Origin of the sequence: Streptomyces sp. NBC_00086 (assembly GCF_026343255.1) — a bacterium.
Classification (GTDB): domain Bacteria; phylum Actinomycetota; class Actinomycetes; order Streptomycetales; family Streptomycetaceae; genus Streptomyces.
The window spans coordinates 800648-819606 of record NZ_JAPELZ010000001.1 but is presented as its reverse complement, the minus strand read 5'-3'; the positions used below and the strand labels follow the sequence as shown (position 1 = coordinate 819606).

The 18959-nt window shown below is 71.1% G+C and carries 17 protein-coding genes; 5 read left to right on the top strand and 12 right to left on the bottom strand.

Going from position 1 to position 18959, the window contains the following annotated elements; translation table 11 throughout:
• Positions 1-39 precede the first annotated feature (39 nt).
• From OG276_RS03765 to OG276_RS03750, 4 genes are all read right to left on the bottom strand, one after another.
• Positions 40-1305, bottom strand: a complete 1266-nt coding sequence (locus OG276_RS03765) for a DUF6357 family protein (protein WP_266902687.1) — start codon at positions 1303-1305, stop codon at positions 40-42.
• On the bottom strand, positions 1302-1955 hold the full coding sequence (locus OG276_RS03760; RefSeq protein ID WP_266902685.1) for a DUF6357 family protein: 654 nt from the start codon (positions 1953-1955) through the stop codon (positions 1302-1304). The genes OG276_RS03765 and OG276_RS03760 overlap by 4 nt, the downstream gene beginning before the upstream one ends.
• Positions 1956-2050: 95 nt before the next feature.
• Positions 2051-2494 carry a PaaI family thioesterase gene (locus OG276_RS03755; RefSeq protein WP_323182401.1) on the bottom strand — a complete coding sequence of 148 codons (444 nt, stop codon included), beginning with the start codon at positions 2492-2494 and terminating at the stop codon, positions 2051-2053.
• Between the two features lie 139 nt (positions 2495-2633).
• Positions 2634-3227, bottom strand: coding sequence for a TetR/AcrR family transcriptional regulator (locus tag OG276_RS03750; RefSeq protein WP_266902681.1), 594 nt, complete (start codon positions 3225-3227; stop codon positions 2634-2636).
• A 282-nt stretch (positions 3228-3509) separates the two neighbouring features.
• On the opposite strand from OG276_RS03750, the gene OG276_RS03745 reads away from it, so the two are divergent.
• The gene (locus tag OG276_RS03745) at positions 3510-4703 is read left to right on the top strand and encodes a NarK/NasA family nitrate transporter (protein ID WP_266902679.1); all 1194 of its coding nucleotides are present in this window, start codon (positions 3510-3512) and stop codon (positions 4701-4703) included.
• A gap of 19 nt (positions 4704-4722) precedes the next feature.
• Here OG276_RS03745 and OG276_RS03740 read toward each other — a convergent pair whose 3' ends face one another.
• The 5 genes from OG276_RS03740 to OG276_RS03725 all read right to left on the bottom strand — a co-directional run bounded on the left by OG276_RS03740 (position 4723) and on the right by OG276_RS03725 (position 10691).
• Positions 4723-7071, bottom strand: coding sequence for an arylsulfatase (locus tag OG276_RS03740; protein WP_266902677.1), 2349 nt, complete (start codon positions 7069-7071; stop codon positions 4723-4725).
• A gap of 195 nt (positions 7072-7266) precedes the next feature.
• Positions 7267-8382: an aliphatic sulfonate ABC transporter substrate-binding protein gene (locus OG276_RS03735; RefSeq protein WP_266902675.1), complete on the bottom strand. Its 1116-nt coding sequence runs from the start codon at positions 8380-8382 to the stop codon at positions 7267-7269.
• A 253-nt stretch (positions 8383-8635) separates the two neighbouring features.
• Complete coding sequence (locus OG276_RS40770) at positions 8636-8734, bottom strand: putative leader peptide (protein WP_323182305.1); 99 nt, start codon at positions 8732-8734, stop codon at positions 8636-8638.
• A 172-nt stretch (positions 8735-8906) separates the two neighbouring features.
• Positions 8907-9365, bottom strand: a complete 459-nt coding sequence (locus OG276_RS03730) for an Rrf2 family transcriptional regulator (protein WP_266902673.1) — start codon at positions 9363-9365, stop codon at positions 8907-8909.
• Between the two features lie 120 nt (positions 9366-9485).
• A complete protein-coding gene (locus OG276_RS03725) occupies positions 9486-10691 on the bottom strand; it encodes an acyl-CoA dehydrogenase (protein WP_266902671.1) in 1206 nt (401 codons plus the stop codon).
• 698 nt (positions 10692-11389) lie between these two features.
• On the opposite strand from OG276_RS03725, the gene OG276_RS03720 reads away from it, so the two are divergent.
• From OG276_RS03720 to OG276_RS03705, 4 genes are all read left to right on the top strand, one after another.
• A complete protein-coding gene (locus OG276_RS03720; protein WP_266902669.1) occupies positions 11390-11941 on the top strand; it encodes a winged helix-turn-helix domain-containing protein in 552 nt (183 codons plus the stop codon).
• A 404-nt stretch (positions 11942-12345) separates the two neighbouring features.
• Positions 12346-13509, top strand: coding sequence for a hypothetical protein (locus tag OG276_RS03715; RefSeq protein ID WP_266902667.1), 1164 nt, complete (start codon positions 12346-12348; stop codon positions 13507-13509).
• Positions 13510-13558: 49 nt separating this feature from the next.
• Positions 13559-14011 carry a hypothetical protein gene (locus OG276_RS03710; protein WP_266902665.1) on the top strand — a complete coding sequence of 151 codons (453 nt, stop codon included), beginning with the start codon at positions 13559-13561 and terminating at the stop codon, positions 14009-14011.
• Positions 14012-14337: 326 nt separating this feature from the next.
• Positions 14338-15573 carry an MFS transporter gene (locus tag OG276_RS03705; protein WP_266902663.1) on the top strand — a complete coding sequence of 412 codons (1236 nt, stop codon included), beginning with the start codon at positions 14338-14340 and terminating at the stop codon, positions 15571-15573.
• Positions 15574-15615: 42 nt separating this feature from the next.
• Here OG276_RS03705 and OG276_RS03700 read toward each other — a convergent pair whose 3' ends face one another.
• The 3 genes from OG276_RS03700 to OG276_RS03690 all read right to left on the bottom strand — a co-directional run bounded on the left by OG276_RS03700 (position 15616) and on the right by OG276_RS03690 (position 18845).
• On the bottom strand, positions 15616-16434 hold the full coding sequence (locus OG276_RS03700; protein WP_266902661.1) for a class I SAM-dependent methyltransferase: 819 nt from the start codon (positions 16432-16434) through the stop codon (positions 15616-15618).
• Between the two features lie 78 nt (positions 16435-16512).
• Positions 16513-17637 (bottom strand): alpha/beta fold hydrolase, encoded by a 1125-nt coding sequence (locus OG276_RS03695; RefSeq protein ID WP_266902659.1) that lies wholly within the window; start codon positions 17635-17637, stop codon positions 16513-16515.
• Positions 17638-17969: 332 nt separating this feature from the next.
• On the bottom strand, positions 17970-18845 hold the full coding sequence (locus OG276_RS03690; protein WP_266902657.1) for an oxygenase MpaB family protein: 876 nt from the start codon (positions 18843-18845) through the stop codon (positions 17970-17972).
• Positions 18846-18959 lie beyond the last annotated feature (114 nt).

Sequence of the window (18959 nt, the reverse complement as noted above, 5' to 3'; positions counted from 1 at the left end):
GCAAGGCTGCGCATCGAACGTCGGCCGGACGACGCGTATCTACCGGGCTTCGCGCCGCCGCCTGCGCGCGCGCTCGAACTCGGCGGCATCCGGCATCCAGGGACCGTGCTGGTCGAGTGCGGCGCAGCCGCCGCGGACGAAGGTGCTCACCAGGTTCCGGTACGCGCCGATCCCGTCGACCAGGCCGTACTCGACCCGGTACTCCGGATCCGACCCGCCGTCACCCTTGCGCAGCGTCGTGACCCGGGCGATGGAGTCCGCGTAGAAGTGGAGCTGGATCCCTTCGCCCATCTCCTCGTCCTCGATGGTGAACACTTCGTTGTCCGCGGCAGAGCGGTCGCCGACGAACTCCCAGAACTCCGCGGAGGCAGTGCGGGGACCGTCCCGCAGCCACTTCTTCTCGACGCCCTTGTCGTCGGTGAACGACAGGGCCGTCTTCCCCACACTCCCGCCGGAGTCGGCGCGGTGGCCGGCAGCCTCCTCGTCATCCTCCATCGGTGTGCTCCTGGAGCGGTCCGCGGCCTCCGAGCACATCAGGAAGCTCACGGTGCGCACCGCGTCATCGACGAGCGCAGGGTGCGTACGGCGCACGGCCGCTTCGACCGTCGTCCGCATCCGATCCCAGTCGCGCTTGTCCGTGGCGCGCTTTCCCCGGCGCGGATCGCGGCCGATCCGCATTCCGGCGCACGCCTGCTCCGCGGTGGCGATCACCCGCGTGACCTCGGGCAGCAGCGCGGGGTCGACGGCATCGGGCATCCGCCTGGGAACCGTCGAGCCGTGTGCGTACTGGCCCGTGTACCTCAGCATCGCGGCGTCGAGTGGACCGAGTACGGCTCCGCGCTCGGCGCGACGGCGGTCCGCGTGGTACTCCTGCGCCCGCTTCCCGTTCGACGTCTCCGTCGCCCCGCGCATCGCCGCGCACACCTGACCGCGTTCAAGCAGAGCGATGTCGGCCCCGTGGGCGATGAGCCGGCTCCTGTCCCACGGGATGCGCCGGAAGAGCGCGTCGAGGTCCGCGGGCGCGGCAAGGAGGATCGGGTCCAGGAGCGCGACGGCGGCGTTCTCGTCGAGCCGGCCCCGGGTTCCGGCGGCGTCGCACAGCGGAAGGACCGCACTCCACAGCAGCAGGTGCCTGGCCAGGTCCTCCCGGATCACCGCGAGATGGGCTTCGCTGATCGGGAACGCGAACGTGCGGGGATCGTGGTTGGCGTCGGCCCCGGCACCGAGCGTCAGCTTCAGCTCGCCGTCCTCGCGGATCACGTTCGGCATCCAGCCGCTCCCGCGCGTGAAAACGATGTCGTTCACGACCATCGTGCGAACTCGACGTCGAGACGCGTGTCGGTGCGCACCCAGACTTCGCCCCCGGCGGCCTCGGCCGGGGCGTCGACTCGCTCGATACCGAGGAACTCGATCAACTTGAGCAGTTCGGCCCGCTCTGCTCGGTCATCGTCGACGCCGTGCGAGTCGAAGAAGACGTAGTACCGGTCGCTCGGGTCCACGTAGCCCGAATCCGCCCAGATCCGGGCGACTTCTTCGATCGCCGCCGCTTCCGTCGTGATCGTGGCGGCGCGGGCGGCACCGCGAGTCTCCGGGGACGCGTCGAGGTCGGCGAGGTCGGAGAACCACTGGCCGAACCGGTCGAGGCCGGCATATCCGTTCTCGAAGAACAGCATCGCGCTCGGAAGGTAGCGATTGCCCCTGTCGACCTGGAGGTATTCCGATCGAGGTTGGTCCGCATCCTTGATCCGGGAGATCACACCTTGCCCGGGCATGAGGACCAAACTCTGCCCCGACGGCTCGTCAATGATGGTGTAGGTCTCGGAATCCCGACCACGGAAGAACGCGGAGAAGGCTACGTAGGCTTCCTGAGGGTCGCCCACGGAGACCTGTTGGTCGTTGCCGTCACCGACGGCGAAGACGAACTGTTTCGGTCCGGGGCTGTAGGGGCGAGCCATATGCGTCCTTCGTTCACGTGTGACAGCTCCAGCAGGGTAGTCGAATCAGAGTTCGACCGACGGTTGCCGGGCAGCACGCGGGAAACCCCAGCCGTTCAGAAGATCATGCACGTGGTGGTGGCGTGGGCGATCAGCTTGCCCTGGTCGTCGAGCACCTTGCCCTCGGCGGTGGCGGTGCGGCGTCCGGCGTGGATGACCTTGCCCTCTGCGGTGAGTACCTGACCGTCGGTGCGGGCGGCACGGATGTAGTTGACCTTGAGTTCGAGGGTCGTGTAGCCGGTGCCGGCGGGCAGGGTGGTGTGGACGGCGCAGCCCATGGCGGAGTCGAGGAGGGTGGCGGCGATGCCTCCGTGGACCGTGCCGAGGGGGTTGGCGAAGTCGGGGCGCGTGTCGAGGGAGACGACGATGCGGCCGTGCTCGACCTCGTCGAAGCGCATGCCGAGCAGGCGGCCGATGGAGGGGATGTCGGCCGGGCGTTCGGTCTGGACCCAGCGCATCAGCTCCAGGCCGGACAGGGCGGTCAGGTCGGTGGTGGTCACGGTCGTTCTCCTTGGATGAGGTGCTTGCTCTCCGTCGCCGGGGTCGAGGACGAAGTCGTTGTCCTGACGATCGAGCGAGGGCATGGCGGCTCCTTCGGACGATGCAGGTGAAGCGAGTTCGGGTTGTGGCGGGGCGGGGTCAGGCCTCGCGGCGGTCGCGCAGGGCGTACACGAGCAGGTCGTGGATCTCGGCGGCGGCCGCCTCGATCGGGGCGGCACTCTGCTCGGCCCGGCACATGATCACCGCGCCTTCGACCGCGGCGATGACGAAGGAGCCCAGCCTGCGGCTGCGTTCCTCGGTCAGGCCGTGCCGGACGAACAGGGCCGCGAAGGCCTCCTGCCAGCGGGCGAAGACCGCGGCGGCGGAGCGGGCGAGCTGAGGGGCCTCGTCGTTGGTCTCCACGGCCACCGCCACGACCGGGCAGCCGGCCCGGAAGCCGCTCTCCACGAGCCGGTCGCGCCACAGCACGAAGAACGCGTCGATGGCATCCACCGGATCACCGGTTTGCGTCTTGGTGTCGATCAGCCCCGAGATGAAGTCCCCGGCCAGCGCCACCGCCTCGTCGATGAGCTGAGTCCGCCCGCCGGGGAAGTGGTGGTACACCGAGCCCCGAGGGGCTCCGCTGTGGGCGAGGACCCGGTCGATGCTGGTGCCGCTCGCACCGTACTCGGGCAGCAGGGCAACAGTGCTGAGGACCATCCGGTCACGGCTGTCACTCTTGCGCGGACTCACCCGCTCCACCACCCTCGCGACGACGACGCGGCCCACCGCGTGAGCTACCTGTCGGTAATCTATGGTGTATGGCATAGAACATGCAAGAGGCGTTGCGATGGTCGGTCTCCCTCCGCCAAGTCGATGGCGATGGAGAGGCCCGGGCGGAGTCACGTGGCGCCGGTCGAAGGCGAACGGCGTCCGGTGCAAGGGGAGACCGGAGGCCCTGCCGGGGTCGGCGTCCGTGGTCCTTTTGGCGCAGTCCTGCGCGACCGGACGACCCGGGGCGTCTTGACTGACGGGATGGACTCCACGTCGACGTCGCGGCCCTCGTCCGCCGGGTACCGCAATCTGGCCCTGGCGACGCTCGGGTTCACGCTCACCTTCTGGGCGTGGGACCTGATCGCGCCGCTGGCCGGCGACTACAAGGACCGGCTCCATCTCTCCTCCTTCCAGCAGTCGCTGCTCGTCGCGGTGCCGGTGCTGGTCGGGTCGCTCGGGCGGATCCCGGTGGGAGCGCTGACCGACCGCTACGGCGCGAGGCTGATGTTCCCGGTGGTGTCCGCGCTCACCATCGTGCCCGTGCTGCTGCTGATCCCGGCACGCCAGAGCTACGCTCTGACGCTCGTGGTGGGCTTCCTGCTGGGTCTGGGCGGCACGACGTTCGCGATCGGCATCCCGCTCGTCAACTCCTGGTTCCCGCCCGCCCGGCGGGGCTTCGCGCTCGGGGTCTTCGGGATGGGCATGGGCGGTGTCGCACTGTCCGGGTACGTCACACCGCGCATCGCCAAGCACGACCCCGACCTGCCCTTCCTCGTGGTGGCCCTGGCGCTCGCCGCGTACGCCGTCCTGGCTGCCCTGCTGCTCAGGGACCGGCCGGACAGGCCCGTACCGACGGCCTCGCTCGCCTCGCGCCTACGCGGCGCGGGGCGCCTTCGGGTGACGTGGGAGCTGGCCGCGCTCTACGCGATCGGCTTCGGGGGGATCGTCGCGTTCGGGGTGTACCTGCCGACGTACCTGAAGACCTGGTACGGGCTGTCCGCGACCGACGCCGGTACCAAGGCGGCGGGATTCGCCCTGGTCACGGTGGTCTTCCGGCCGATCGGCGGCTGGCTGTCGGACCGGATCCACCCGGCGCAGGTCACGGCCGGGGCTCTGGGCCTGGTGGCCCTCCTCGCGATCGTGCAGGCCTTCGACCCGGCGATGAACCCCGTCGGCACGTGCGCCCTGCTCCTGATGGCGGCCGGGCTCGGGACGGCCAGCGGCAGTGTCTTCGCCCTGGTCTCGCAGGTGACGCCGCAGCCACAGGTGGGCAGCGTGACGGGCATCGTCGGAGCGATGGGCGGCCTCGGGGGCTTCGTGCCCCCGCTGGTGATGGGCGCGATCTACAGCGCGAAGGACTCGTACTCGATCGGCTTCATGCTGCTGTCGGACCTCGCGCTCGCGGGGTGCGTGTATGCCTACGGGCGGATGCGGACCGTGCGGCCCGCATCCTGAGCCCGGCCGGCCGCCGTCGTCACTCGAAGGCGGCCGCCGCCTCCCGCAGTGCACGGGCCACGAGCGCCGGGTCGTAGGGCGCCTGCGTGCCGGGGGTGTAGGTCACCGAGCGCAGGCCGCCGGTGTAGCGGAAGCTGCGGTGGCGTTCGTAGACCGGCCAGGAGACCGGGGACCTGCGGTCCACGCCCACGCTGATGCCCTGCAGCGGGGCCATGCCGATGAGCTGGTGCACGCTGGTCGACCGGCCGGTCTCCACCCCGTCGAGCAGGATGCGGAACTCCCAGCGCAGGCCCTCCACCGCCTCGGCCGAGAGCGTGATCGTCCGGCGGCCCGCGGGCAGTGGACCGGCGTCGGTCTCGTGCAGTTCTCCGTACTCGTTGTAGGCGAACCGCAGCCGCCCGTCCTCCACGTACAGGCTGTAGCCGCCGCCCTGGTCGCCGTGCGAGACCAGCACGCCCTGGTCCGGGGCGGCGTGTTCGTCGAGTTCGACGGTGATGTCGAAGGAGCGGAAGGAGATGAGCCGGGAGGAGCGGTAGCGCTCCAGCTCGGGCGTGCCCGCCAGCAGGGTGAGGGGGCGGTGGAAGCGTTCCTCGGCGGGGCCCCGCCGGGCGAGTGCGCCGCTGCCGTCGGCGAGGGGGAAGACGCCGTTGCGCCAGGCAGCCGACTCCCAGGCCGCTGCCAGTTCCTTCACCACCTCCGGGTGGTCCCGGGCGACGTCCAGGGTTTCGGTCGGGTCGGTGCGCAGGTCGTACAGCGCCCATTCGCCGTCGTCGTACGGCGTTCCGGGGCGGTGGAGGGTCACCAGCTTCCAGCCGTCGCGGTAGTAGCTGCGGTTGCCCGACATCTCGCAGTACTGCTCGGTGTGGGCGCTGGGCGCCCGCCCGTCGTGCAGCACGGGGGCGAAGCTGACGCCGTCCGGTTCCTGGGCCGGCCGCGAGCGCCACAGCTCCGGGCGCCGTACGCCCGCGAGCTCCAGGAGGGTGGGGGTGATGTCGGTGACGTACTGGTACTGCTGGCGGACCCCGCTGTCGCCGTCGGCCCGGCGCAGGCCCTCGGGCCAGGAGATGACGAACGGCACCCGCACGCCGCCCGCGTGGGTCTGGCCCTTGTAGAGCCGGAAGGGGGTGTTGGAGGCCATGCCCCAGCCGCGCGGGTAGTGCACCAGGCTCTGCGGGCCGCCGATGAGGTCGGTGTCCCGGTCCACGTCCTCGTTCCAGTCGTCCGGGACGGGCTGGTGGACGAAGCGGCTGAAGTAGCTGCGCGTGCCCTCGGCGCCGCCCTCTCCGGTTCCGCCGTTGTCGGAGGTGAAGACGATGATGGTGTTGTCGAGTTCGCCGAGGGCGCGCAGGGTCACGGTGAGCCGGCCGAGGTTCTGGTCGATGTTGTCGACCATCGCCGCGTACACCTCCATGTAGCGCGCGTAGCGGCGCTGTTGCGCGGGCGTCAGCTCATCCCAGGGGCCTACGTCGAAGCCCGCCTCGGAGTTGCGGTCCGGCAGGGCGGTCCCCTCGGGGAAGAGGCCGTCGGCGATCTGGCGGGCGAAGCGGGTCCGGCGAAGGGCGTCCCAGCCGCCGTCGTAGCGACCGCGCTGACGTGCGATGTCCGCGGGCTTCGCCTGGAGGGGGCCGTGGACGGCGTTGTGCGCCACGTAGAGGAAGAACGGCTTGTCGGGGTCGTGTGCGCGGAGCGACTTCACCATGGAGATGGCCTGGTCGGTGATGTCGTCGGTGTAGTAGTAGCCGTCGGGCAGTTCGTCGATGTCCAGCGGGCTGTTGTCGCGGACCAGTTGGTGCGGGTGGAAGAGGCTGGTCAGGCCCTCCAGTACGCCGTAGTACTGGTCGAAGCCCTTCTGCAGGGGCCAATTGCGCCGGTCATCGGCGGCGTTGGAGGCCGAGTCGCGGGTCAGGTGCCACTTGCCGACGGCGTAGGTGGCGTAGCCCGCGTCGTGCAGGAGCTCGGCCAGGGTGGGGACGTCCTCGCCGACCTCCATGCCGTAACCGGGGAAACCGGGGTCGAAGTTGGCGACCGTCGAATACCCGACGCGGTGCGGGTTGAGACCCGTGAGCAGTGCGGCGCGCGCGGGTGAGCACAGCGGCATGGTGTGGTAGTTGGCCAGGCGCAGGCCGCCCTCGGCCAGTTCGTCGAGTACGGGGGTGGGGACTTCCGAGCCGAAGGGGCCGATGTCGCTGTAGCCCATGTCGTCGACGAGGACCACGACGACGTTCGGGGCACGGCCCGCGGGCCGGCGCGGCGGCTGCCAGGACGGCACGGACTCGGCGAAGGTACGGCCCACGCGTCCGGCGAAGCCGTCGTAGGGATCACGGCGGTTCGGGGTGGCGGGGGGCGTGGGGGTGGTCGGGCTGGTCACGAGGGGAGCTCCTTCGAGACGGAGGGCGGGGGCGCGGCAGCGAGCAGGGCGCGGGTGCAGGGTGTCCGGTCCCGGCCGGGGAACGTCGTGCGCAGCCCGGTGACCTCCCGCAGCGGTATGCCGGTGGGATCCGCGGCGCGAACGCCGGTGCGACGGCGGTCCGGGAGGACGGCCGTCGCACGGGCGGAGCGTGTGCTACTTGGCGCCGAGTCCGGCGTCGGAGACCTCGGGCTGGCCGGCGGCCTTGAGGACCTTGTTCAGGAGCGTCAGGTCGTAGATGCCGCTCAGGTCGGGCTTCTCGATGAGCTTGGCCTTGACGGCCCACTCGGACTGGGTCTTGAGGGTTGCGGCGAGGGGGTCGTTGGTGATGAGGATGCTGGGCCAGGCGGGGTCGATGACCTTGGCGTCGAGGGGCTTGCCGCCTTCGGCGGCGAGCTTGGCGTTCGCGGAGGCCTTGGCCTTGTCCGGGTTGGCGTTGATCCACTCGTTGGTCTTCACGGTTCCCTTGAGCACGGCCTCGACGACGTCGGGGTGCTCCTTGAGGAACTTCTGGGACACGATGATGTTCGTGATCACGAACTTCTTGTCGGGCCACAGGGTGGTTTCGTCGAGGAGGACGGAGCCGCCGTCGGAGACGAGCTTGGAGGCGGTGGGCTCGGGGACCCAGGCGCCGTCGATGGAGCCGGACTTGAAGGCGTCGGGGGTGACCTTGTTGTCGGTGCGGACGACGGAGACGTCGCCCTTGCCGGACTCCGGGTCGACCGTCCAGCCCTTTTCGGCGATCCAGTTGAGGAACGCGACGTCCTGGGTGTTCCCCTTCTGGGGGGTGGCGATCTTCTTGCCCTTGAGGTCGTCCAGGGTCTTGATCTTCGCCGGGTTCACGACCAGCTTGACGCCGCCGGAGGCGGAGCCGGAGATGATCCGCAGGTTGGAGCCCTTGGACTTGACGTAGGCGTTGATCGAGGGGGAGGGGCCGATGAAGCCGATGTCGAGAGAGCCACCGTTGAGGGCTTCGATCTCGGACGGGCCGGCGTTGAAGGACTGCGGCTTGATGGCGGTGGCGCCGAGTTCCTTGGCGATCAGGCCTTCCTGGAGACCGACCAGCGCGGTGGCGTGGGTCAGGTTGGGGAAGTAGCCGATGCGGACCTCGGAGGCGGACAGCTTCTTGCCGGCGTCGGCGGCGACGTTCTCCTTCGCGGGAGCGTCGTCCTTCTTGGCCTCGGAACCGTAGCCGCAGGCGGTGAGCAGCAGGGGGAGCGCAGCGGTCAGGGCGATGGCACGCAGGGTGGTGAGCGGTCTTGCGGCAGACACGGAGGTGTCCTTTCACGGGTGGTGGTCGGGGGAGATGCGGTGATGCGGAGATGGCAAGTACGGGGACGAGGCGGTACGGAGACGGCGGCGCGGAGGCGTCGGCACGTGCGGCAGCCGTTCCCGGCCGTGGGCGGCGGGATCACGGGAGCGCGCGGGCGGTGATGTCGGCCGAGGGGCCGGGCCGGCCGACGGCGAGGGGCTGCTCAGTGCCCCGGCAGTGCCCTGCGCGGGGTACCGGGCCCTGCGGCCGGTGTCAGGAAGGCTGACAGATGGCGCTGGACGTACGGACCAGGTCGATGTGCCGGCGGGAGGTCAGGGACGGGATCCGGCCGGCGCGCTGCAGTGTCTGCACGGCCACCTCACCCCCTGATTCCTAGTTTTCCCACCTGGTTGGTAGGCATATTGGCAGACAGGAAGGCGCGCCCCAAGAGACTGACCACATTCTGGACGGTTGAATCTCGAAATATGAGAAACCGCAGGTGGGGCAGGGGTGGGGTGAGGGTGGGACAGGGGTGCGGCGAGGGCTAGGGATTGGTCCAGGCGTCGGGAGCGCGGGACAGGGCGGACACGTCGGGGGGCAGATCGGACGATGCGACGTCCGCGAGCGTCACGCCGTCGAGGATCTCGCGGACGTTGGCCCGAAGTGCGATCCACAGGGGGAGGAGAGCCTGCGCGGGGCCCGTGTACGTCAGATCGGGCGGGCGAACCCCGCGCACCGAGACGAGCGGTCCGTCCACGACGCGGATGACGTCCGCGATGCTGATCGACTGGGCGGGCTTGGCCAGCCAGTAACCGCCGTTGCCCCCGCGCTGGCTCAGCACGAGACCGCCCCGGCGCATGTCGTTCAAGATGCCTTCGAGGAACTTGTGCGGGATGTCCTGGGCGTCGGCGATGGCCTCGGCCTTCAGCGGCCCGTCATCCTGTGACGCGGCAAGCTGCAGTGCGGCACGTACCGCGTAGTCCGCCCTGGCTGAGATCCGCATGTGGCCATTATCCCGCATGCCTGCGCGCCCGGCGTCCGCCGCGGGTGCGCCGCCGGCCACGGGGCGGGTACGAGCACCCGCCCCGCGGCCGGGGATCAGCACCCCGCGCGGTGCCTCGGGTCAGTGGAAGGCCGCCGCCACCGCACGGTGGGAGCCGTTGAGGTAGTGCTCGCCGATGGAGCGCAGACGGTGCGCGGCAGGGTGGTGGGCCGTCAGGACGCGGGCGTTGCGCCAGAAGCGGTCCAGCCCGGGAGCGTCGGCGAGTTCCAGCACGCGCGCCGTGACGTGCAGGGCGGCCTTCGACGTCACCGTCTCGGCCGTGGCGACCAGGGCGGCGATGCCCGCGGGTTCCTCGGCGTCGAGCTGCGCACCGGTGTCGAGGGCCCGCGCCATCACCTCGGTCGCCCGGTCCACCACGGCGGTGGCCGTCTGGGCGGCGGAGGCGAGTTCCCCGTACGTCAGGAAGAGGTCGGGGTCCGCACCGGGCAGTCGGTATGCGTGGCCGCCCCTGCTGAGGTCGCGCGCTTCGGTGAGGGCGCCCTCGACGATCCCGAGGCCGACGTGGCACAGGGCCAGCCGGAGCACCGGATCGGCGAGCGAGGTGAAGGGAGCGGCCGGCTCCTCGTCGTACGGGCGGCGGCCCAGCACCTGTCCGGGCGTGACGGTGACCCGGTCGAAGGCCACCTCGCCGGCGCCGACCACGCGCTGCCCGAGGCGGTCGTGGGCGGGTTCGATGGTCATGCGCGGAACGCCGGGTGGGATCCGTACGACCAGGACGTCACCGGTCACCGCGCAGACGGCGTCGACCACGATCTGGTCGGCGACGGCCACCGCCGTATCCACGAAACGGCGCCCGCTCAGCACGTAGCCGGTGTTGCGGGGCTGCAGCGTGAGGTCCGGCCCGCCGGTGTCGTCGTCGGGCTCCGGGGTGCGGATGGCGCCGGTCCACAGCCACTGCTCGCGCACCGACTGCTCTTCGAGGTCGGTCGCGTGGTGGTGGTTCGCGTAGAAGCGTCCGCTCCACGCGTGCACGTAGTGGCGGGCCAGTACGTCGCCGACGGAGCTGTCCGCCGTGGAGAGCTTCCGGATGACGGTGCATCCGGTACGCCAGTCCGCTCCCCGGCCCGGCCCGGGCGGGGTGAGGCCGGTCAGCAGACCGGCCTCCCGGAGCCGGGCCACCTCGTCGGTCGGCGGCCTGCCCGCCCGGTCGCGGAAGATGGCGTCCGCGGCGAGATCGTCCGCCACGTCGTCGGCGGTACGCAGGAGCGCCGCCCGGCGCTGCTCGTCGGCGGACCGACGGCCGATGGTGCTCGGTGTCGTCGGCATGGGAGTCACCGACACACCCGGGCGTCGCCGCGTGGCGCTGGGGCTGGGCGGACAGCGGTGCCATGGGGGGTGGCGGTGGTCATGTCGACTACTCCGGAAGATTGTTGGGGCTTCGGCCGGTGGCTCGCCGGGTGGCGCGGGAGGTGCTCGAACCGCGCTTCACCGGATCCCCACCTTTCCCATCGGATTGATAGGGATACTTGCCCGAAGCGGCCTTCCCGGCAAGTGCCTGACCGCATGGCGGACAGTCCGGTCTTGAGATGAGAGATGACGCAAGGTCAGGAGACCCACCGGCCGGCACGGCCGGGGTCGGTGGTCGCCGGAGGTGCGACCGGACGGCTCCTATTCCCTATCTAATTGATAGGAAAGTATTGACGAGGGCCCGTCGGGCACCTCACGATGTGCCCATGCCCCCGTCGCAGCCGTTGCTCGTACGCCGCAGGCACGTTGACCTCCGTCTCGTCGCCAGCGCCGTCTGCCGACCCGTCTAAGGCTTCTCCGGCAGGGCATTTCCACTCCGCGCGCGGGCGATCCGGCCGCCGCTTCGCTCCGTACGCCACCCTCTCCTCCCGGTGGCGGTCCTCCTGGCGTCGACCCCTCTGAGCCACCCCGCCGGATCCGTCATGGATCCGCCCTGCCCTGTCGTGGCCGAACGCCCGGCATCCGTAGTTCACTCCGAGCAGCCGAAGGGGCTCATCATGACCACCGCGCTCCCCGCACCCGCCACCCGCCGCTTCCCGGCCTCCCGACTCCAGCTGGTCGGTGACCATCCGACCGCCGTCCCCGCCGACGGAACGCACGGCGGCCGCATCGGATACCTGGTGTTCTTGCCGGCGAACGTGGACCCGGTGGCGCTGATGAACTCGCACGGTGTGCGCCCGGAGATGCGTCCCCTGGATCCCGGGCCGCAGCGGGCTCCCGATCCGGAACCGGCCTCCCGCCTCGAGCCCGTACGCTCCGGCGACGCCATTCAGGTCGACCGGGAACGCCGGCTGGTCGAGGTCGCCGGCCGCGAACTGGAGCTCACCTACCTGGAGTTCGACCTCCTGTCCCACTTCGTGGCCCACCCGCACACGGTCCACACACGGGAGGCGCTCATCTCGACCATCTGGGGTTACGGGCACGTCGGCGACGGCCGCACCGTCGACGTCCACGTGGCCCGGCTGCGCCGCAAGCTCGGCCCCGCCCACCGGGGCCGCATCTCCACGGTGCGGCGCGTGGGCTACAAGTACGTGCCCGACCACCCGTAGCCTCCGGGGTCCGACAATTTTCCCATACAAGGTCAACATCCACAGAACGGCTTGAAAAACGCAATTACGCTCTGAACGCCTTGACTTGACGGGCAGTTGGGCATAGACCTGTCGTACCGGCCGGGCGAGGGAGAGGCCCGCCGGACCGTACATATGACGGGGATGCCGGACGCCGTGACCGCGCACTGGTCGGCGGGTCCGTCGCCTCATCGGAACCGGCGCTCTGGTTGCCGGTCCACATCAGTCGGGTTCCGTGCGGGCGGCGGACCGACGACATGGCCCCGAGGGCATCAAGACGTGGCAGGTGGGGACGCGCGGACGGTGATACCGGCGCGCGGATGCTGCCGTGCACCGCCCTGGGGCCGTACGCGATGCGCGTACGAGCGAGAGAAGGGGTGGTCGGCATGAGCCGACCCGACATGATGCGAGGACCCACCGGCGGGCAGGTGAGCGAAAGCTCCCGCCGCCAGGCACTCGCCGACTTCATGCATCCGCAGGCACCGATGTCCAACGTCGTCGGCTTCGGCCACGGTGTGAAGTGGACCGGTGGACAGCCGACCGGCGAGCCCGCACTGCTGGTCTTCGTGAACCAGAAGGTGCCCGAGTCGATGCTCCCCGAACGGGACGTCGTGCCGCGGCAGATGGACGACGGCACTCCGACCGACGTGATCGCGGTCGGCCACGTCTTTGCCCAGCGCGCCCAGCAGCCGCGCCGGACGATGATCGAGCAGGACGACCTCGCCTACCGGGCAGACGGCAGCGCACGCGACTGGTCGACGCAGCTCTCGCACGGGCAGCCGATGCTCCAAGAAGGCTCCGGAGTCGGCTTGTTCGAGCCGCAGTTGCTCAGGCGCAGGATGCGGCCGTGTCCATCCGGCTTCTCGGTCGGCAACGTACGGGTGACGGCCGGCACGCTCGGCAGCGTGGTGTACGACTTCCTTCCCGGTGCCTCCACCGACCCGCCGGGCCCGGGGCTCGGCACGCCCGCGAGGTTCTACATCCTCAGCAACAACCACGTGCTGGCGGACTCGAACCAGGCTCCGGCGGGAAGCGCCATCGTCCAGCCGGGCACCTTCGACGGCGGACGGGATCCCGCCGACCGGATCGCGACGCTGGACCGGTTCATCACCCTCCAGTTCGCCCCGCTGATCCCCGTGGAGCGGCACAACAACATCGTGGACGCGGCGCTGGGCGCGGTCGAGTTCCAGGACGCGACCCGGGACCAGTACTTCAGCGGCGTACCGCGGGCCTGGCGGCGCAAGGCCAACGTGGCCGTGGGCGACCTCGTCCGGAAGACCGGCAGGACGACGAACGTCACCTTCGGCCGGATCGTCTCGGTCGACGCGACGATCGACGTGAACTACGGGGCGGCGGGCACCGCGCGCTTCAAGGACCAGATCCTGACGACCAACATCTCCGCGGGCGGCGACTCCGGTTCGCTGGTGACCTCCCAGGACGGTGTCGCGCTGGGTCTGCTCTTCGCCGGATCCCAGGTCATCACCGTGGCCAACCACATCGAGAACGTCCGGACCCTGCTGCGTGTCGAGATCGCCGAGCAACTCGCCTGACAGGAAAGGGTTCCTGACCACCGTCAGCAATCCGGAGAGGACTCTCCGCATGACCGTTCACGCACAGAAGACGTCGAAGGGCCGGCAGACCGGCCGTGAGCACCGCTTCCTGAACTCGCAGGGAGCCGAGGTGAAGACCCGCGACGAAGCCTTCGCGCCGGCCCGGGAGGCATCGGCGCAAGCCGTCTCGACCACCACGAAGCTCCAGCTCCACAACGGCCCGACCACGTTCGACATGGAAGTGACCTACAACCCGAACACCTACCCGTACGTGGTCACGGGCGGCCGGATCACCTCGGGCATCTGCGGCGCTCCGTGGGACATCACGGGCGGCTCCTTCGGGGAGCAGCTGAGACTGGAGGCCAAGCGGTCGGGGCCGGGCTCGTGCGCCGACTCCGTCATCATCGTCGGCGAGTACCAGAACCCGCCGTCCTACCGCGGGACGTACGGCTTCCAGGGCGCCTCGTCCACGTTCAAGCACACGACACGGTACGAGTGCTGACCCTCTGCGAGGAGTGAGAGGGCGCACGGACGGCCCCTGTTCACCCCGGCCCCGGCCGGGTGGGCAGGGGCCGTCCCCGTGCGTAGCGCCGAATGCACCGGCCACCATGTGCCCGGCCACCCCGCATGAATGAACATTCAAACCCCCGGTCAGGGAGCCACCGAGGTTCTGCGCGAGGGGCGGTGACGGTCACTCAGGCGATCTATTCCACTTGCTCCGCCCATTCGGTGACCTCTAGCCTTCGTGATCGATTCAATGACGCAAAACGTGGTCAGGAAACGGACGAACTGGCCAGGTCTCCACGACTCCACGGATAGGGAACAACCGTGACCCTGACCACCGACGCCGTCGGGGAAGCGGCGGCGCCACCACTGTGGAGCAAGAACTTCCGGCTGTACTTCACCGCTCGTCTGGTCTCGCTCCTCGGTGACGCCATGCTGCCGGTGGCACTGATGTACGGCGTCGTGCAACTCGGCTACGGAGCCACCGGAGTGGGCTTCGTCCTGGCCGCGCAGATGCTCCCGTTCGCCGTGCTCATCCTGTTCGGCGGGGTGCTCGCCGACCGCTTCACACCCCGCCGCATGATGATCGGCGCGGACGCCGCGCGCTGCTGCCTCCAGATAGCCGCCGCGACCGCCTTCGGCACCGGGCACGCCCCGCTCTGGCTCCTGCTCCTCCTCGCGGCCGGAAGCGGTACCGCCTCGGCCGCGTTCCAGCCCGGCGTCGCCAGCATCGTTCCCCAGGTGGCGAAGGACCTGCAGCGGGCCAACGCCACCATCCGCATCGCCGAGGCCATCGCCTCGATGGCCGGGCCGACCATCGCCGCGGTCCTGGTCGCGGTGTTCGGCGTAGCCCTGGTCCTCACCATCGACGCGGCGACCTTCGCCGTCAGCGGCGCCTGTCTCCTCCTGCTGCGGCTCGCCCCCGCGCCCACCCCGGACCGCACGACGTCCACCTGGCGCAACCTCCTCGAAGGCTGGCACGAGTTCCGCTCCCGTACCTGGCTGTGGGTGGTCATCCTGGCCTGGGCCGTCAACGGCATCACGACCTTCGGTCCCCTGCGCCCCCTCACCACGCTCCTGGTCGCGAACGAGCACGGGGCCACCGGCCTCGGCCTGGTCTGGACGGCGTTCGGGGCGGGCAACGTCCTGGGCGGTCTGATCGGCATGCGGTTCCGCCCGAAGCGGCCGCTGGCCGCCGGAGCGGTCGCGATGTTCGCCTGGGTCGTCCTCCCCCTCTCCAACGCCCTGGGCCTTCCACTGTGGTCGACGTGCGTGTGCTTCGTGGTGGGCGGGGCCGCCTGGGCGTTCTGGAGCGTCATGTGGGCCACGAGCGTCCAGTCCCAGGTCCCCGCGGCCGTACTGAACCGGGTCTACGCCTACGACGTCGCCGGGTCCCTCATCGCCTTCCCCGTCGGCCAGGCCCTGGCGGGCCCGGTCGCCGAACTCATCGGCGCACGCACGCTGCTGTACGTGTCCACCCTGGTCGCGGTGGTGACCTTCGCGGTGCTGCTGTCGGTCCCGGCGGTCCGCTCCTTGCGGCGGGCGGAGCCGCCGGCGTGACCCGTAGCGAACCGTGCGCCTGAGGACCCGACGGCGCGGACTTCAGGCCCGTCGGGCCGTGACCAGCAGGTACTCCCAGTCCATGGCTCCGTCGACGAGGTGCCGCGCGACCAGGTCGTCGAGGGCCGCGTCGAGGGCGGACACCCGCTCGGGGTCCTCGGACACGAAGCGGTACGTGGCGATGGTCGGCCCGTAGGAGGCCTTGAAGTACTCGCGGAACTCCTCCGGCCGCGCGAACCGGTCCACGCGCAGCGTCTGCCGGCGGGCGTCGAAGTCGATCACCCGGTCCCCGAGCAGGGTGCGCACGTGTTCCGGGTCGCCCCACAGGGGCGGCGGCTGGACACCGGGCGGCGGCGGTGGAGCGTAGGGACGCATCGTCGCGAACATCTGCCCGATGAACCCTTCGGGGGTCCAGTTGATCAGCCCGATGGTGCCGCCCGGCCGGCAGACCCGGACCAGTTCGTCGGCCGTCTCCTGGTGGTGCGGGGCGAACATGACGCCGACGCAGGACATCACCGTGTCGAACTCGCCGTCCGCGAAGGGCAGGGCTTCCGCGTCCGCTTCCCGCCAGTCCAGCCGGGCGCCGCGGGTCTCCGCGAGTCGGCGGCCGGCCTCCAGGAGCTCGGGCGTGAGGTCGGAGGCGATGACCTCGGCGCCGAGGAGGGCCGCGGGGATGGACGCGTTGCCGGAGCCCGCCGCGACGTCGAGGACGCGGTCACCCTGCTCGATGCCGCAGGCCCGGACCAGCTCGCCACCCAGCTCGTTGACCACGTTCGAGGCGACGGAGGGGTAGTCACCCAGCGCCCACATCGCACGGTGCTTCGCCTTCAGGGCATCGGGGGGTGCATTCTCGTTGCTCATGCCTCTATGAGTAGCGTCTGCGCAGGTCCCGGGGAGGACGACGCCGCGGACGAGTACCCCGCCCGGCCCACTCCGCGCTCACCCCTCGGGAGCGGGGGCCGGAGCGCCCGCCACCAGGGCCTCCACCTGCGGCCGCAGCGCGGGCTCCGCGCACAGCGCGAAGTGATCGGTCCGCCGCAGGTCGAACACCCCCCGCACGCCACGCCGCCGCGCATGTGCGACCAGATCGTTGAAGTGCGTCTCGAAGCGCGTGGAGAAATGGATCCGCACCGGCCCCCCGCACACCGACCGCAGCCGCTCGCACCGGCGTACGAACCGCTCGTAGGACCCCACCTCCTCCGCGTCCTCCCACACCTCGCCGGCGTGCCGGCACACCTGCGCCAGGTCCTTCCCGGCGATCCGGTGCAGGTAATCGCAGAAGTTCGCGAAGTCGTCCAGGTCCAGGGTCCCCGCCACGATTCCGCGCAGCGCCGCCGCCGGATCGGACAGGTCCAACCCGGCCAGGGCCCGGGTGACGGGGAGTGTGGAGCGGTTCATGTTCGGATCCAACAACAACACCCCGGCCAGCGCGGGCCGTTGCTCCGGCCGCTCCGCCCACTGCTCGGCCAGGCGCAGGACCGTGTCGGCCCCGTACGAGAACCCCACGAGCACGAGCCGCTTGCCCGGGTGGCGCCGGGCGAGCGCCCTGATGGCGCCCGCGATCAACTCGGTGTGCGTGGCCAGGCCGATCGGCCGGTAGCGCGCGTCCCGCGCCTCCTCCGGATGGTGACCGAAGGCCGTCAGCGCGACGGTGTGCGGCCGGGCCGAGACCATGTACGGGCGGAACTCCGAGGCGTCCGTGCCCAGACCGTGCAGCAGGACCACCAGGTCGCGCGAAGCCGTGGCCCGCTCCAGGTAGCGCAGCCGGCGGCCGAAGACCATGTGGTCCGCCGGCAGGTCCACGTCGAAGTCGTCGGCGCTGATCTCGAAGGAACCCTCGACCACCACCGGCCCCGCGTCCCGGCCGGCCGAACCCGCCCTGCCGCCGCTCCACCGTCCGAGGCCGAAACCGGCGCACGCGGCGAGGAGAGCTGCACCGGCCGGCGCTACGGCGTGCGCCCCGGCCCAGGCGAGTACGGCGCGGGCCTCGTCGGCGTAGATCCCGATCAGGATCCCCAGTGCACCGCCGACCCCGGCCAGGGCCGCGCGCACTCGGGTCACCATGCCCCTGGCCGGGGCGGGGGCCGGGCCCTGCGCCGTCATCCCGCGCCCCGCGGCCCCGCTGACGTCCGCGCCCCTGCCCGTACCCGCACCCTTGCCCGTACCCGCGCCCCTGCCCGTTCCCCCACCCCGTCACCCCGTCTTCCGCGCCGCGGCCCCCGTCGCACCGGTGTCCGCGTCCCTTACCCCCGGGGCGGGCGGGCGAAGCCCTTCCGGTTCCGGGGCCTCGGGCCGGCAGGTCGGCGGGCCGGTCCCGCAGGAGGGGTGCAGGAGGGAGCCACCGCCGTCGCCGGTGTGCAGGTACCCGCTCGGCGAACCGGCCCGTGCGCGAGGGCTCAGTGCGGCTGTCGGGGCGGTGGGGCCATCGCCCACCGGATCGTCCGGGTCAGGGCGTGCCCTGACACGGATACGCAGGTCCCCGCCGGGCCGGTCGCGGGGCGCAGGCCGAGCAGGGCCGGGGCCCACGGGGGCAGCAGGGCGATCGCGTTCGCGGCGAGGAGGGCGTACGGGGCCCGGGCCGGCCGGGGCACCGGCGGATGGCGCAGGAGGAAGCGCGCCGCGTCGAGGGCTTCGGGCGTGGCCCGCAGCTCCGTCCGGTACTGAGCCAGAAGGGCCAGCAGTGATGCCCGGTCGCGTGGTGGGGCCACCACGCCGAGCGCCGTTGCCACGCGCGCCGTGTCGGCGACGTAGGCGTCGTATCCGGCCGCGTTCAACGGGTGTGCTCCGAAGCGCTCGTGCGCACGGAGGAAGCTGTCGACCTCCGCGGCGTGCACCCAGCCCAGCAGGTGGGGATCGGCCGCGCAGTAGGGCTCGCCCGCCGCCGTGGTGCCCCGCACCCGCTCGTGGACCGCCCGGACCCTGTCGACGGCGAGCTGTGCGTCCTGAGCCGTGCCGTAGGTGGTGACGGCCAGGAAGGTGCTGGTGCGCTGGAGCCTGTCCCACGGGTCGCCGCGGAAGCCGGAGTGCGCCGCCACGGCGGCCATGGCGAGCGGGTGCAGGGACTGGAGCAGGAGGGCGCTGAGGCCTCCGATGAACATCGAGGCGTCGCCGTGGACCGTACGGATGGGGCGGTCGGGGCCGAACCACCGGGGTCCGGGTGCCGTGTGGATCCGTGCGCGGTTGGCGGGGCCGGATGGTCCCGCCACCCGGCTGAACAGCGTCGAGCCGAGCCGCGCCCGGAGGTTCCGGTCTCCGGCAGAGGACTTGTCCATGGTGGTGTCCTGCCCGCCCGGAGCACGGTTCAATGCTCCGGGCGGGTCCGGGCGGGTCCGGGCGGGTCCGGGCGGGTCCGGGCGGGTCCGGGCGGGTCCGGGCGGCTCCGGGCC

Coding starts and splice junctions, on each gene's coding strand:
- OG276_RS03760 (WP_266902685.1), bottom strand. CDS start 1,955: ATGGCTCGCCCCTACAGCCCCGGACCGAAACAGTTCGTCTTCGCCGTC.
- OG276_RS03745 (WP_266902679.1), top strand. CDS start 3,510: ATGGACTCCACGTCGACGTCGCGGCCCTCGTCCGCCGGGTACCGCAAT.
- OG276_RS03730 (WP_266902673.1), bottom strand. CDS start 9,365: ATGCGGATCTCAGCCAGGGCGGACTACGCGGTACGTGCCGCACTGCAG.
- OG276_RS03725 (WP_266902671.1), bottom strand. CDS start 10,691: ATGCCGACGACACCGAGCACCATCGGCCGTCGGTCCGCCGACGAGCAG.
- OG276_RS03720 (WP_266902669.1), top strand. CDS start 11,390: ATGACCACCGCGCTCCCCGCACCCGCCACCCGCCGCTTCCCGGCCTCC.
- OG276_RS03715 (WP_266902667.1), top strand. CDS start 12,346: ATGAGCCGACCCGACATGATGCGAGGACCCACCGGCGGGCAGGTGAGC.
- OG276_RS03710 (WP_266902665.1), top strand. CDS start 13,559: ATGACCGTTCACGCACAGAAGACGTCGAAGGGCCGGCAGACCGGCCGT.
- OG276_RS03700 (WP_266902661.1), bottom strand. CDS start 16,434: ATGAGCAACGAGAATGCACCCCCCGATGCCCTGAAGGCGAAGCACCGT.
- OG276_RS03695 (WP_266902659.1), bottom strand. CDS start 17,637: ATGGTGACCCGAGTGCGCGCGGCCCTGGCCGGGGTCGGCGGTGCACTG.
- OG276_RS03690 (WP_266902657.1), bottom strand. CDS start 18,845: ATGGACAAGTCCTCTGCCGGAGACCGGAACCTCCGGGCGCGGCTCGGC.